Origin of the sequence: Treponema sp. UBA6852, from assembly GCA_002449305.1 — a bacterium.
In the GTDB taxonomy this organism is placed as follows: Bacteria; Spirochaetota; Spirochaetia; order Treponematales; family Treponemataceae; genus Treponema_D.
Genome location: DKDI01000036.1, coordinates 56,527 through 70,537 on the forward strand (window position 1 = coordinate 56,527; position 14,011 = coordinate 70,537).

The 14,011-nt window shown below is 43.7% G+C and carries 18 protein-coding genes; 8 read left to right on the top strand and 10 right to left on the bottom strand.

Going from position 1 to position 14,011, the window contains the following annotated elements; all coding sequences use genetic code 11:
* Positions 1 to 170 precede the first annotated feature (170 nt).
* Entirely contained in the window at positions 171 to 374 is a 204-nt protein-coding gene (locus tag B3209_RS08175; RefSeq protein ID WP_296690389.1) for a helix-turn-helix domain-containing protein, read from the top strand.
* Positions 375 to 378: 4 nt separating this feature from the next.
* Here the strand turns inward: B3209_RS08175 and B3209_RS08180 are convergent, their stop codons facing one another.
* Positions 379 to 807, bottom strand: a complete 429-nt coding sequence (locus B3209_RS08180; RefSeq protein ID WP_295800684.1) for a hypothetical protein — start codon at positions 805 to 807, stop codon at positions 379 to 381.
* A 216-nt stretch (positions 808 to 1,023) separates the two neighbouring features.
* Between B3209_RS08180 and B3209_RS08185 the strand changes: the two genes are divergently transcribed.
* Entirely contained in the window at positions 1,024 to 2,307 is a 1,284-nt protein-coding gene (locus tag B3209_RS08185) for a hypothetical protein (protein ID WP_296690392.1), read from the top strand.
* A 3-nt stretch (positions 2,308 to 2,310) separates the two neighbouring features.
* Positions 2,311 to 3,276 carry a glycosyltransferase family 2 protein gene (locus tag B3209_RS08190; protein WP_296690395.1) on the top strand — a complete coding sequence of 322 codons (966 nt, stop codon included), beginning with the start codon at positions 2,311 to 2,313 and terminating at the stop codon, positions 3,274 to 3,276.
* 343 nt (positions 3,277 to 3,619) lie between these two features.
* On the opposite strand, the gene B3209_RS08195 is transcribed toward B3209_RS08190, so the two are convergent.
* Positions 3,620 to 4,207 (bottom strand): master DNA invertase Mpi family serine-type recombinase, encoded by a 588-nt coding sequence (locus tag B3209_RS08195; RefSeq protein ID WP_296690397.1) that lies wholly within the window; start codon positions 4,205 to 4,207, stop codon positions 3,620 to 3,622.
* Positions 4,208 to 4,476: 269 nt separating this feature from the next.
* Between B3209_RS08195 and B3209_RS08200 the strand changes: the two genes are divergently transcribed.
* A complete protein-coding gene (locus B3209_RS08200; RefSeq protein ID WP_296690399.1) occupies positions 4,477 to 5,838 on the top strand; it encodes a DUF2130 domain-containing protein in 1,362 nt (453 codons plus the stop codon).
* A 146-nt stretch (positions 5,839 to 5,984) separates the two neighbouring features.
* Here B3209_RS08200 and B3209_RS08205 read toward each other — a convergent pair whose 3' ends face one another.
* The 4 genes from B3209_RS08205 to B3209_RS08220 form a co-directional block, all read right to left on the bottom strand.
* Positions 5,985 to 6,929: a DNA-methyltransferase gene (locus B3209_RS08205; protein WP_296690401.1), complete on the bottom strand. Its 945-nt coding sequence runs from the start codon at positions 6,927 to 6,929 to the stop codon at positions 5,985 to 5,987.
* Positions 6,929 to 7,582, bottom strand: coding sequence for a TetR family transcriptional regulator (locus B3209_RS08210; RefSeq protein ID WP_296690402.1), 654 nt, complete (start codon positions 7,580 to 7,582; stop codon positions 6,929 to 6,931). Before B3209_RS08210 ends, B3209_RS08205 begins: the two co-directional genes overlap by 1 nt.
* Before the next feature lie 235 nt (positions 7,583 to 7,817).
* Entirely contained in the window at positions 7,818 to 8,081 is a 264-nt protein-coding gene (locus B3209_RS08215; protein ID WP_296690404.1) for a hypothetical protein, read from the bottom strand.
* A 14-nt stretch (positions 8,082 to 8,095) separates the two neighbouring features.
* Positions 8,096 to 8,467, bottom strand: a complete 372-nt coding sequence (locus B3209_RS08220) for a hypothetical protein (protein WP_296690407.1) — start codon at positions 8,465 to 8,467, stop codon at positions 8,096 to 8,098.
* Positions 8,468 to 8,843: 376 nt separating this feature from the next.
* Here B3209_RS08220 and B3209_RS08225 point away from each other — a divergent pair, with 376 nt between their 5' ends.
* Positions 8,844 to 10,229 (top strand): TrpB-like pyridoxal phosphate-dependent enzyme, encoded by a 1,386-nt coding sequence (locus tag B3209_RS08225; RefSeq protein ID WP_296690409.1) that lies wholly within the window; start codon positions 8,844 to 8,846, stop codon positions 10,227 to 10,229.
* Between the two features lie 178 nt (positions 10,230 to 10,407).
* On the opposite strand, the gene B3209_RS08230 is transcribed toward B3209_RS08225, so the two are convergent.
* Genes B3209_RS08230 through B3209_RS08245 form a run of 4 tightly spaced genes read right to left on the bottom strand, consistent with a single transcriptional unit; the run spans position 10,408 to position 12,250 of the window.
* Positions 10,408 to 11,268: a LysR family transcriptional regulator gene (locus B3209_RS08230; protein ID WP_296690411.1), complete on the bottom strand. Its 861-nt coding sequence runs from the start codon at positions 11,266 to 11,268 to the stop codon at positions 10,408 to 10,410.
* Positions 11,269 to 11,307: 39 nt separating this feature from the next.
* The gene (locus tag B3209_RS08235; RefSeq protein ID WP_296690413.1) at positions 11,308 to 11,517 is read right to left on the bottom strand and encodes a DUF3791 domain-containing protein; all 210 of its coding nucleotides are present in this window, start codon (positions 11,515 to 11,517) and stop codon (positions 11,308 to 11,310) included.
* Between the two features lie 9 nt (positions 11,518 to 11,526).
* Positions 11,527 to 11,772, bottom strand: coding sequence for a hypothetical protein (locus B3209_RS08240; RefSeq protein WP_296690415.1), 246 nt, complete (start codon positions 11,770 to 11,772; stop codon positions 11,527 to 11,529).
* Positions 11,762 to 12,250 (bottom strand): DUF3990 domain-containing protein, encoded by a 489-nt coding sequence (locus B3209_RS08245; RefSeq protein ID WP_296690417.1) that lies wholly within the window; start codon positions 12,248 to 12,250, stop codon positions 11,762 to 11,764. The genes B3209_RS08240 and B3209_RS08245 overlap by 11 nt, the downstream gene beginning before the upstream one ends.
* 123 nt (positions 12,251 to 12,373) lie before the next feature.
* Between B3209_RS08245 and B3209_RS08250 the strand changes: the two genes are divergently transcribed.
* The 3 genes from B3209_RS08250 to B3209_RS08260 all read left to right on the top strand — a co-directional run.
* On the top strand, positions 12,374 to 12,607 hold the full coding sequence (locus tag B3209_RS08250) for a DUF4160 domain-containing protein (protein WP_296690419.1): 234 nt from the start codon (positions 12,374 to 12,376) through the stop codon (positions 12,605 to 12,607).
* Positions 12,579 to 12,839, top strand: a complete 261-nt coding sequence (locus B3209_RS08255) for a DUF2442 domain-containing protein (protein WP_296031133.1) — start codon at positions 12,579 to 12,581, stop codon at positions 12,837 to 12,839. The genes B3209_RS08250 and B3209_RS08255 overlap by 29 nt, the downstream gene beginning before the upstream one ends.
* A gap of 739 nt (positions 12,840 to 13,578) precedes the next feature.
* A partial coding sequence (locus B3209_RS08260) for a carboxymuconolactone decarboxylase family protein (protein ID WP_296690421.1) occupies positions 13,579 to 14,011 on the top strand: 433 nt, incomplete at its 3' end.

The following is a 14,011-nucleotide window of genomic DNA, read 5'->3' on the forward strand; positions in this document are numbered from 1 at the left end:
AGAAAAAATGCGGCTGAATTTTATGTATAGAGGCAGTTCTATACAAACAAATCCCTTGACAATATTGACTGGGGGGGGGTAGTCTTGTTTAAAATTTTTTTGCGGAAAAGTTTAAAGTATGGCTTTAGTTTTTTTAATATGTCTTTATTAAAAAACGATTTTAAACTAGAATGCAGACAGGCAAAAGCATGGGAAAGCAGAAATTTTCTACAGAGTTTAAACTTGAAGTTGTTGGAAAGTACGAGATGGGAACTTGCGGCTACAAAAGGCTTGCAAAGATGTACGGACTTTCCAGAGACACTGTGCGCAGCTGGGTCTTGAATCCAAAGTTAAACCCTGATAAGAATTCAGAAGAAGAAACAACTGCGCAATAATTTTTTATCCTCTTTGTTTTAGCGCGGAAAGATTTTTTTCCAGCAAAACAAGACGGTTCTTTAGCTCCCGCACTTGGTTCAGGCTTTTCATTATCTTGGACTGCATGTAGGTGTCTGCAAGGATTCCGTCGAAAAGAAAATCTGCAAATGTTGCAAATGTCATTGTGTTCATTCTAAAATCCACAGGAATTACAACCTGCCTAAGCTCCGCCTGAAGCTGCTGCAAAAGAAAATTTATCTGGTTCATTATGTCTGCCGCCGTATTCAGTTTGTAATGCTTTATAAGGTCAACGAAAGTTCCTCCACCGAACATATCAATAAAGCCCCAGTTACGCGCGCTTTTGAATTTTTTTTCCGCCGCTTCTACAAGTGGAAGTGTCTGCCGTGTAAGCGATAATGCTCGTTCAATCCTGTTTTTTTCAATTTCATCCATAGCCTAACTATAAAATAAATAGAGGAAACTTGCAAATTTTAGCAAAAAAATTCTGTGGAACATGGTTATTTTGAATATTTGTTATATAATGAATAATAGTCAGGTGAAATTTTTTAACCTGAAAAATTCTATTTAAAAATGTCTGCTAAATGCGGCATTTGGGGACTGTTATGAAAGTTGAAAAACTTGCATTGAAGTTGTCTATGCTCCTTGTTATTGGATTGTTTATCGGGGGGGGGTATAGGTTGTAGTGATGGTTCGTCTGGAGGAAGTTCTGATGGCGAAAGTGGTTCGGCAAACAACTCCTTCCTCTTCTACAGCCAGAAGTGGAACTATGCGGACGACACGTTTGGAAAGCCGCTTCCTGCCAAGCTTGAGCTTAAGAGGTCGATTGCTGCCGGGGACACTCTTGGCGCACCGTTTGCGGAGAATGCTGTGGCGTTCTGCACTGCGGGCGTCTGGGGCGAGGATGACACGGTTATTTATTATGTTGACGGCAGCAACTATGCGCTCTGGTCTTACTCTGCCGACGGAACAAAAACGCTGGTAAAAGAAGCGGTTGCCAATGCGACAGGTGCCTTTGTGAGCTACGACAGCGAGGGAAAATGCCTTTTCGCGCTTTACGGTTTTAGTGATACAAATCATCAAAAAGTTTTTCTTAAAGACACTGCAAGCGGAAAGTCTTTTACAATTTTGATTGATGCAGATATTCAACCTATAGCTAATATTACAGCACTTGCCGGAAGCAAAAAAGACAGTTCTATTTTTATAACATTTAATAAGGGTTATGAGATGGAGATGTATGCTTATAAGTTCAGCCGAGATTTTTCTGCAATGTTTGAAAAAGGTTCAGAAGTAAGTTCCGTTAAAGAAAGCGAATGTAGTTCATTTCATCTTGGCGGGGAAACTCTTTTCAATACCGAGCCGTTGAAAAAAGACCCGATTCAGTATAAGATTACCGACATGACCGTGCTTGGCGGAAAACTTTACGCGCTTTTTGCGAGTTGCTTTGAGAGTAAAATGTCTAGTAATGCAGGAAATTATTCATCTGGCGGCGGAGTGCTTCGCATAAATTATTCCGATAATCTTTCTGTGGACACAACGTTTGGAACAGACGGCGTTGTAGGTTATTCAAGTAAACTGAAAGAGAAAACTAGTACTTCTTGTGTGGGCTGGATAATTTATGATGGTGAAAATAATAATCCTTCGTACTGGTCTAAAAAGGATATAAATTCCAACCTTGAATTTAACAATCCGCAGAAAATTGTTGCCATAAAGCCGGACGAGCTTGTGATTGCGGAAAACGGCATTGCACGGGCTAGTGATGATATGCATAGTTTTTATAATCTTGCTCGTGCCGTTACAATAGACTTGAACGGAAAAATCAAGAGCGTTACGGCGGTTCACGGAAAGTCGTTCAGCTACGGCGGATATAAAAGTACGTATAATGACTTTGAAGGACTTGCTGTTGCTAGCGGTTATAATATTTCTTTCGAGTAAACAATGAAGCCGTTGGTCAGCGTGTGCATTCCCGTGTGGAATTCGGAACAGTATCTTGACGACTGCCTTGAGTCCGTCTTTGCGCAGGACTTCGCGGGCTTTGAAGTTGTGGTTGTAAACGACTCAAGCCCCGGTTCAGACTCAAGCGGACGCACTTGCCGCCAAATCGTAAAACAGGCGCACAAAAGGCACAAAAAATCAGGCTGCCTCAAGGTGTCCTATATTGAACATTCCGAAAACCGCGGACTTGTGGAATGCAGGCGCACGCTGATTAACGCCGCGCACGGAACTTTCATCCTGATGCTGGACAGCGACGATGTGCTTAAGAGCGGCGCAATTTCCGCCCTGTGGATGCTGCAGGAACAGCACGGCACGGACATTGTGGCAGGCGGCTTCGACATTTTTCCGCAAGAAAAGGACAGCCGAAGGTTTCCGCTCTACGACGGATTCATTCCCGGAAGCGAGCTTTTTTCCGTCTGGCTGATTCAAAAAAAATACACGTCGTTCCTGTGGGCAAAACTCATAAGAGCAGACGTGTTTCGCCGCGCAATGGAAAAAATTCCCTACACCTACTGCAACATGGCGGAGGATTTCTTAATCTGGTTCTTCATCACGCAGACGGCGCAGAGTTTCTTTGCAACAAGTCAGATTGTCTACGGTTACCGCCGAAATTCCGGAATGTCGTCCGCAAGAAAAATCACCACACTTGAACAGTGCCGCCAAATCTGCTCGGCAGCCAGCGTCTTCACAAACATCTTCCTTTACATCGACGAGCAGACACAAAACAGCAAGCCTCCGCTCACCGATGAGCAGCTCTACGCAATCGGCCGCACCGCCGAAAACTACGTAAAAAGCAACATCACCCAAATCAAAACCCTCGCCGTCTCGGAACTTGTTCCCGATGCAATGCAAATGCTAAAAGAAGCCTGGGGAGAAGAACTCGTGGAACGGATGGAAAAGGCGAGGTAGGTGGAGGTTGTCGGTCGTCTCCACATTTTTTGGTTATAAAGCCGTCCAGTGTGTTGCAAACGAATGGGTGGCTTTACTTTTTAACTCTTCAATGTAAATTTCGCAAAAAAAATTTGTGCCTGTGCTTACGAGAGCTATAATGCAAAATCGGTACTACAGTCAAACTGTAGTGTCGCCACAGGAAAACTGTACAGCGTATACAGACTGTTATGGATTTCATTATCGAGCCCATGACACGGCAATCTTATGCATGGATTCCCGCAGCAAGTGCAGGAATGACAGAAAAAGTCAAATCGGGGAATGACAGGTTCATAAAGTGCAGGATGATAAAAAAAAATCCGCCTCATGCTTTCAGGCATCTTCTTATTGTGTTGCGGGAAACTCCAACGAAATGCGCAATCCGGTTTATGCTCATGCCCCAGCAGTGCATTGTCTTTATTTGAAATTCTGCGCCGTCCAGAAGGTGCTCGTTGTTTTTTCTTCCCTTGGGACGGCCGAGATGCACGTTCTGCGCCCTTTTGAGCGCGAGGGCTTCCTTTGTGCGTTGGCTTATCAGGTTGCGCTCGATTTCCGCGCTCAGTCCGAATGCGAACGCAAGCACCTTGGACTGGATGTCGTCTCCGAGGCGGTAGCCGTCCTTTATCGTCCAGATCCGCGCGCCTTTTTCCATAATCATGTTCAGAATCGACATAATCATAAAAAGACTTCTGCCCAGACGCGAAAGTTCGCTGCATATAATCAGGTCGTCCTTTCGGATGTGCGAAAGAAGCCTGCCAAGCTCGCGTTTGTCCGGCGTGAGTGTTCCGCTGATTGTCTCCTCAATCCATGCTCCCACCTCAAGCGAATTTTTTTTGCAGAACCGCAGAATCTCGAACCTTTGATTTTCCACCGTCTGTCTGTCCGTGCTGACGCGAATGTAACCGTAAATCATAATGATAAGATAATCATTTTTAGGCTGAAAGGGAAATAAATGGCAATGCCGCTTTGCTTTGCTGTTATCCGTTTTGAATTCACTGTCATTGCCGCGCTTAACGCGGCAATCTGCTGAAAGAATTTGATAGATTATCGGGTCAAGCCCGATAATGACATTAAATTATAAAACTCGACATTTGGGCTATTTACAAAAAAATCAGGATTTATGCGCAGTTTTTACAAAAAATGGTATATATTATATGTGCATGGCAAGAAATGAGGTGAAAAATGAATATAAAGTGTCCTAATTGCGGCCAGCTGATTGCGCTTGAGCAGAATGTTTATGATTCTATTGCGAACGATGTGCGCAACGAGCAGTTTGAAATTGAGCTTGAAAAACGTGCGGTATCCTTGAGCAAAGAAAAAGAAGCAGCGGTTCAGCTTGCGGTCTCAAAGGCGCAGAACGAAAAGGAAAAGGAAATTGCGGCTTTGGAGGCAAAACTTTCAAAACTGGCGGCGGAATTCGAAGCGGAAAAACAGAAGTCAAAGTCGGACTTGCAGGCTGCTCTGGCGGAAAAAAATCAGCAGATTACAAAGATTTCCGCAGAGCTTGGAGCGGTAAAAGAAAAGTCGCAGTCGGAACTGAAAATTGCGCTTGCTTCAAAGGAACAGGAAATCGCGCTTTTAAATGAAAAGATTAATTTTGGCAAACGTGATTCTGAAATTGCAGTGAAATCCGCAGTTCAGGACAAGGAAAAGGAAATAATTCAGCTTAAGAGCAACCTTGCTGTTATGGAAAACAAGTCTAAAAGCGAAGTTTCTTCTATAAAAGAGCAGTTTTCGGCGCAACTAAAGGCAAAGGACGAGGAAATTGCGTTCTATAAGGATTTCAAGGCAAAAGAATCGACCAAGAGAATTGGCGAGGACTTGGAACAGTTCTGCCTTACGGAGTTCAACAAGAACCGCGCACTTGGTTTTCAGAATTCGTATTTTGAAAAAGACAACAAGGTTTCGCGTGCTTCGGGCAGCAAGGGCGACTTTATTTTTAGGGAAGCTAGCAGCGACGGTGTGGAATTCATTTCAATTATGTTCGAGATGAAAAATCAGGCTGACGAAACGGCGACCAAGCACAAGAACGAGGATTTCTTGAAGGAGCTGGACAAAGACAGAAACGAAAAAGGCTGCGAGTATGCGGTTTTGGTTTCCATGCTTGAAAGCGACAACGACTACTACAATACTGGAATTGTGGATGTTTCGTATAAGTACCCGAAGATGTACGTGATTCGCCCGCAGTTTTTTATTCCAGTGATTACCTTTCTGCGGAACGCTGCCATGAACACTCTTGAGTCCAAGCGTGAGCTTAGGCGGATTCAGGAACAGAACATGGACATCACGCACTTTGAAGAAGACTTGAATAAATTCAAGGACGGATTCAGCCGAAACTACGACCTTGCAAGCCGCAAATTCATGAGCGCAGTTGAACAGATTGACAAGGCGATTTCAAACCTTCAGAAAATGAAAGAGGATTTGCTTAGTTCCGAAAACAACTACCGTCTTGCGAACAATAAACTTGAAGACTTGACTGTGAAGAAACTTGTAAGAAATAATCCCACGATGAAGCAGAAGTTCGATGACCTGAAAGGGGAATAATGGGAAAACTTGTCATTGTTTAGTTTGAAAAGATGTCATTGTCGGACTTAATCCGACAATCTTTTGTGTGTGAACATAAATCCTCCGGTCAAGCCGAAGGATGACATTTAGCGATCCGGGCAATGACAATATGTCTGTTGCGCATCTTAGTTCCCCTGCCACGGTCCGGAATTTCGTTCCCAGAAGACGCCGTCGCTGTAGCCTTGAATCGACTTGTCGTTTTCCGCAAGAGCAAGGCGTTTTTCCGCCCAAAGGCAGTATTCCTCGTTCTGCTCGATTCCGCAGAAACGCCGGCCGAGTTTTTTCGCCACAACGCTTGCGGTTCCGCTTCCCAAGAAAGGGTCAAAAACAATGTCGCCGGGACGTGAGCTTGCCAGAATCAGTTTTGCGTAAAGTTTTTCGGGCTTCTGCGTCGGATGGTCGGTGTTTTCGGGCATTGACCAGAACGGAACGGAAATGTCATCCCAAAAGTTTGAAGGATATGTGATGCGGAAATTTCCGTTTTCCTCCTCATTCCAGTCCTTCGGCTTTCCGTCAGCCTTGTACGGCGCAAGGACTTTACGCTTCAGCTTTACGGCCTCAACATCAAAATAATACTCGTCCGGATTTTTCACGGCGAACCAGATGTCCTCCATTCCGTTTTTCCAGTTGGATTTTGCGCCGCGTCCTTTCTCGCGCTGCCAGGTAATTCGGTTCAGAACCGTAAGCTCCTTTTCAAGCGCACGCTGGAGCGATGAAGTGCATTTCCAGTCGCCGCACATATAAAGCGAGCCATTGGGTTTCAGTTTTTTGCAAACTTGCGGAAACCAAGTCGCCAGATATTCGCCGTAGCTTTCCTGAGAGCGCGATGCGAACTTCATTCCGTTGAAATTCTTTGAAAGATTATAAGGCGGATCTATGATAATCAGGTCGGCGAAACTGTCCGGCACGAATTCAAGCATTTTCAGAATGTCGCCGTTCAGCGTCCGGTCCAAAATGTCCGTTTCCAAAGAAATATTAGATTCAGTAAGCAGGCGGTTTCTCAAGCCTTCAATCTCCTGTGGCTCAAGCGTCAATGTCCTGTTGTTCGCCGCGCGTTCTTTTTTTTCCATCAGACTGTCTGTTCCCTTACGCTCCACTTGATTCTCATCAGGACGAAGTCGCGCATATCCTCGTAGAAGTCCATTTTTGGCGGAGTTATGCCGATTTTTTTGAGGGCCTCTTTTATCAGCGGATTTTTGTAGCAGCTTACGGCGGTTGTGGCGGCGAACATCAGGACATCAAGGTGGAGCTTGTACGCATCTTTAGGGGAAATGGCGAGCATTGCGGAAAGCTTGTCGCAGAATGTGTATGCAAAATCGTAGTATTTTTTCTTGAATGAGGCTAGACGGTCAACCGTAACGTTCGTTTCGATAATCGGATTCAGGTAGGAGACGTAGCGCAGGTAGTCCTGATTTGCGTTCAGGATTCCGGCCCAGACTTCCGCAGTCACTTCCGGGGAAAACTTATTGCCTTCGGGAAAAGCCGAATTTAGAGCGTTGAAATATGTCGCCATCTTCTGTGCGGAAATCTCAAGGAAAATCTCCTCTTTTGTCGTGACGTATTTGTAAAGGTTCGCGCGCGACCAGGTGAGCCTGTCGGCAATTGTCGTGAGCGTGATTTCGGTGTACGGCATCTGCGCAAAAAGCGAGTCCGCAGCCTCCTTTATCTGGTTGAGCCTCTCTTCTTTTTGGTCGTCGCTCCGTGCGCGTATGTAATTCTGCATAGCATTAAGAATACCACACGGCGTAAAATTGTTCAATAAATGACGCGATGTTGCTAAGAAATGTGGAGATGTCTAATGAATTCTAAGCAAAAATGAGCATAAGCTAAAATTTGCTTTACCGTTTTGTTTGAACTATAAATTTTTGCATCCAATTAGCGTACTAATCAATAGGTGTTTACTGCACTAATAAGCAAACAGTTAGCGCAGTAACAAACACCTTATTGCTACGCTGATTTTATTTTTCGTCTATCTTGCTTTTTACGACTACGGCTTGGTTCTCTTTATCGCGATAAATGTATTCAACATTTATCTTTTCTGCACTCACACCTGCTTTTTGAGATGCTTCCTGAATAACAAGTTCTGTAATTTCTTTATCACTTGCCTTAAGAAGCGTTTTCATTGAAGTTGAATCGTCAAGAGTAAGAGGCTTTTTTGTGCATGAAGTAAAAATTGCAGAAATAACAAAAGCCGAAATTAAAAATTTTATACAGTTTTTCATTTTTCCTCCTAACATTATAAATCTTTAAATGCTTCGTTTAAGGAATCCATTGAGCCAAAAAGTTTGAACTTATATCCGCCTTCAAAGAAAGTAATTTCAATGGCAGCTTCCTCATCGCCTAAAACTATGATTTTGTCTTTTTTATTCACGATTTTAAAAAGCAAATCATCTAAATCAATATTTTCTTCTTTTAGAAGTTCGAGTTCTTCCCACGATTTAAGGGAAACGCTTTCATCATAAACTGTGTCTCCAATCATAGAAACATAATTGTTTACAATTTTTTCACCATCATCACCAACTGTTACAACAGATAAAACTTCATCACAACTTGTAAGAAAAAGTGCAAATAAGCATGTAAAAAGAAAAAATCTAATTTTCTTTTTCATAAAATCCTCCTAGTGTTCAACAATAGCCATTCAACGAATGGCTTAAAAATATGCTGAAGATTTTACTTTCAACGAAAGTGCGAAAAATGCATCAAACTAACATATTTTTATATTACAAGTCTAAAACAAAATTCTAACATTTTCTACACATTTATTTCCAAGTTTATAAAAAGCTGATAACCGCAATAAAGACGTATTTTTCTATGCTTTTCTTACAATAAAATCTTATCAAAATAAAATCCAAATGCTAATCTCTTTTTATTGTTACTATTGACAGAATCATCAGAAAGATATATATTACTATTCATAGAAACAAATAAAGCGCAGAGCTGCTGCGTTGCAAACTTTATTAATGTCTTTTACAGGAGGAACATTTATGGAAACAAAGAAAATCCCTTACAAAATCTACTTGAACGAAGAAGAGATGCCGCAGCAGTGGTACAATATGCGCGCCGACATGAAGAACAAGCCCGCGCCGCTTTTGAATCCGGGAACGCTCAAGCCTTGCACGGCGGAAGAACTGGAGCACGTTTTCTGCAAGGAACTTGTAAAGCAGGAATTGAACGAAACTGACCGCTACATTCCGATTCCACAGGAAATTCTGGACTTCTACAAGATGTACCGACCTTCTCCGCTCACAAGAGCTTACTGCCTAGAAAAGAAGCTTGGAACGCCTGCAAAAATCTACTACAAGTTTGAGGGAAACAACACTTCCGGAAGCCACAAGCTGAACTCGGCAATCGCCCAGGCATTCTACGCAAAGGAACAGGGACTCAAAGGCGTTACAACGGAAACAGGTGCCGGTCAGTGGGGAACTGCAATGTCCATGGCATGCGCATATCTTGGCTTGGACTGCCGTGTTTATCAGGTGCGCTGCTCGTATGAACAGAAGCCTCAACGCCGCGAAGTAATCAGAACTTACGGAGGCCATGCGATTCCTTCCCCAAGCATGGAAACTGAAATCGGAAAGAAGCTGAACGCCGAATATCCGGGCTGCACAGGCTCTTTGGGCTGCGCGATTTCGGAAGCGGTTGAATACGCCACAAAGCACGACGGCTACAGATACGTTCTGGGTTCGGTCTTAAGCCAGGTTCTGCTCCACCAGTCGATAATCGGAATGGAAGCGAAGGCTGCCATGGACAAGTTCGGAATCAAGCCGGACGTAATCATCGGATGCGCGGGCGGCGGCTCGAACTTGGGCGGACTTATAAGCCCGTTCATGGGAGAAAAGCTTCGCGGCGAAAAGGACTACCAGTTCATCGCAGTTGAGCCTGCATCCTGCCCAAGCCTTACGCGCGGAGTGTTCGCCTACGACTTCTGCGACACAGGCGAGGTTTGCCCAATGCAAAAAATGTACACGCTCGGCTCGCAGTTCATGCCAAGCGCAAACCACGCGGGAGGACTTCGCTACCATGGAATGAGCGCAATCGTAAGCCAGCTTTACCACGACGGCTACATCGAAGCAAGAAGCGTTGAGCAGACGGAAGTTTTCAAGGCGGCCGAGCTTTTCTGCCGTTCGGAAGGAACTTTGCCCGCTCCGGAATCAAGCCACGCAATCAAGGTCGCAATCGACGAGGCCCTCAAATGCAAGGAAACCGGCGAGGAAAAGACAATCCTTTTCGGACTTACAGGAACCGGCTACTTCGACATGAAAGCCTACGAAGCGTTCAACAACGGAACGATGAGCGACTACATCCCGACCGACGAGGAAATCAAAAAGTCAACTGACTTGATTCCGCGCTTCCCGGGAAACGAATTCTAGGGAACTGAAACTGATTTGAAGTCTATCACTGCCGGAGACGGAACTTGAATTGTTCTGTCCGGCGGTGATTTAGTATTTCACTTTTGCCTGGTTCACGTGCTTTTGTCTGAGCCAGGCGGTTTGCATTTTCTTTCGGTTCTATTTCTTTCTGCGGTACGCTTTATGGAAATTTTCCCCTTCATCCCTTAAAAAACTCTACAAACGCTTTTGCGCTCGGGCTTAGGTTTGCGGATTTTTTCCAGGCGAGGACTGAAGTCATAGGATTTGCCTTTTCAAACGGAACGAATGTAAGTCCGTCGTAATTGTAGAGCTTTTCAACGGTGATTGCCGCTGCGTTCTCAAGCTTTACAAGATGCGTTATGTTTCCCGGCAGGTTGTAGGTTCCGGCGACCGTGATTTTTTCGGCGCAGTCTGAAAGCCACGCTGAAACTTCACTTCGCATTGTTGTTCGCCAGGGAATGTAAAGCGGAATCGTGGTCAAGTCCTGCGGCATTACGGAGCTTTTTGCGGCAAGAGGATTGTCGCTCCGCACAAGAATTCCCCAGTGCTCAACCGTCTTTATGCGCACAAAATCGTAGTGGAGAATCTCGACCGGCTCGCTCATAAGCCCGAAGTCCAGAATCCCCTGGTCAAGGCGGAATTTTATGTCGTCGGCAATCGCGCTGTAGATTCTGTAAGTGATTTTAGGATTCAGCCTTTTAAACTCCGCAAGCTTTTCTGCAAGCTCCCTCATTCCCATATTTTCGCCGCAACCGAACGCAAGCTCGCCGGAAATCTCGTTGCCGCCCTCGGAAAATTCCCGCCGGATTTTGTCCTCAAGAGAGAGAATCTCCTCCGCCCGCCGCTTTAAAAGAAGCCCTGCGTCCGTAAGCACAATGCAGTGGCTTGAGCGAACAAAAAGCGGCTTTCCAAGATCGTCCTCAAGCTGCGCAATCTGGCGCGAAAGGGCAGGCTGGCTAACGTTGAGCGACATCGCCGCCTTTGTAAAATTTTCCTCCCTCGCAACCGCCAAAAAATACCGCAAGATTCTAAGTTCCATTTTTTTACTATACAACGCATTTTTCTGCTTCGCAAGGTTTTAGTTTTTTATGGTTGCATCCTTAATCATACTGTCGATGTCGGCGAATGCGTTTTCAATTGCTTCTGAATGATACATTTCGTACATATTAAAGACGCGCTCCGTAAGATTCAGAGCGTCCAGTTTGTTCAGAATTTTGTCAGCGGTTGTCTTTTTGAAAAATGCGTACTGTTCAAGCAGGAATGAGAAAAATTCCATCTCTTTTGTCATTCTGCGCTCCTAATCCCTTCTAAGATAAAGCGAGCTTTGAGGGGTGCCTGTAACCTGCTCGTTTTCCCACATATCAAAAATTCCGTCCGGGCTGAAATCCCACATTTCAAGTTTCGGGTCGGAGAGCATCCTGTATGTTTTTGAATTCAGAAATTTTCTATAAGAATCCATGAGCGAAAATCCGTACTTCCGGCTTATTTTTAGTGAAACTTCCTTGTCATAAAAATCAAGGATAAAAGGCAGCTCATTTGTCATGGGTTTTTGCCTCGATAAAGTTCAGTGCGGTCAGTGATTTTTCCGTCTTGAATGTGTATTGGTCGTTCAGCTTTTGCGGAAGAAGCCTTTTTACAGTTTCGTCCGCGTCATAGATTCCCGAAAAGTACAGGCTGATTACAGGCATTGTTCTGTCATTTGCGACAGGACCGATAACAACATCATAGCTGTCATTTTGTTGTGCCACATTTTTGCGGTTCTGTGTTACGAATTCCAGCCATGACTTGTCCGCTTTTTGAAAATGCAGAACATTAAGCGTGTTCAAGATTTTTTCATCAGCTTCAAAAACTGAAACCGTCGCAGTTCCATTCTCACGTCGTGCCTGTGTAAGTTTTGCCCATCGTTCAGCCTGCTCAAGATTTGAAGTTAGATAAAAGCCTGTTCCAAAATCCAGTTTTCTGTCTGATTCTAAAATCTGAGGATTCTGAACTGCAATATTGCTTCCGTGATAAAGTTTCATCGCTTGGATTATAGCATAGTTTTTTTAGATTTGCGATTCCCTGTACAGAAACAATGGACGGTTTTTATATGTTTACATTGATTTCCTAAAAAAAGAAATGTATACTTTTTACGAGGTGAAGCCGTGCCTACAGTTTTTGTTCAAGGTCAATACAGATTTTATTTCTTTTCAAGGGAAGAAAGCCGCAGACATATTCATGTGTCATCGTCCGATGGTGAGATGAAGGTTTGGCTTGAGCCTGAAATTACTGTTGCAAAGGTAATAAATCTTTCTGAAAAGGAAGTGAACAAAATTCTTGAAATCGTAAAAAGCAGAAAGGAGGAAATCGATGAATTCTGGAAAAAGCATTTCAGTTGAAAAAGCAGTTGTCACGAATATTTCTCCGTTTGGAATCTGGCTGATTGCATCTGACGGAAATGAATATTTTGTATCGTACAAAGATTATCCTGTTTTTGAAAACTCTGACATAAAAGACATTGCCGACGTTCAGACCGATTTCGCAGGAAATTTGCATTGGCCCGCCCTTGACGCTGACATTGAATTGGAATCCCTTCAGCATCCCGAAAAGTTTCCGCTCAGCTATTCGTGATTTTTTAGGTTGGGCAATGGCATTGGTGTTTTTCCATTGCATTATTTTCTTCCCCTGTGCATTTTCAGACTGTTAAAATATTTTTATAAGCTGCTCAGCTCAATTTCTGTCCATTCAGAAAATTTTACGCGTTCCCCAAGTCATTTTCTGCTCGTTCTAAAACTTTTATGTGCCGCCCGGCGAACTTTTTAGCCATTCGAAAATTTTAAAGCTCTGCCCAACGTGTTTTCTGCTTATTCGAAAAATTTAACGGCTTGATTTTGTTCAATTTCATCTATGGAAATAATTCCGCACCCCGAACTGGAGCAATTTCTTGGAACGGGATAATTCCGTTTACTGACCGCAAGTAATTTCTTAAATCGGAAAAATTCTGCAGGCTTTCGGCAAGCATTTTCAGCAAACGGAATAATTCCATGGGCTGAATTTATGTTTTTTCTTGCTTCGGAAAAATTCCGCACCCCAAACTAGCGTATTTTTGACAATCGGAATAATTCCGTTTATTGATCAAAAGCAATTTCTTCAAACGGAAAAATTCCGCGGTCTTGCAAAGCACATTTTCTGCCTGCGGAATTTTGTTTTTATTTAGGGTTTATCAAAACCCTAAAACGGCTGAGTCAAGGTATTGAGTGTAAGCGTACCTTGATTAGACGTATTCACTTTTTGCATATCTTGAAATGAGAAATAAATATTGGACATAACGACTTCGCAGAATTATATTCTTTTTGATATGGAGGAAATTATGAAAAAACTGATTACGGCATTTATCGGTTTGTTTTGTGCTTTATTTTTTTGTGGCGCGGAAACTGCTGGCAAAGCAGAAGGAAATGGTAATATGAAAATCGAAAAATCAAAACTGGATTCATCGCTTTTTAAGACGGATGCGGAATTTATGCAGACTTTCCGCAATTTTTCTGACGGCGAAGTGCCTGCGTATGCAAAAGGCAAGGTTGAAGAAAAGGAGAGAAATCTTGCTGTTCTGGCGGCGTTGCTCGGCGTTCAGGGAAAAGAGGAATTTGAGGTTGCGCTGGACAAGGCTCTTTCTTCCGGCAGCGTGACGGCGGTTGAGGCAAAAGAAGTTATTTATCAGGCAGCGGCTTATCTTGAGTTCGGAAAAGTTCGCCCATTCCTTGATTCTGCAAATAAAATTATGAAAGCGCACAAAATAAAGCTTC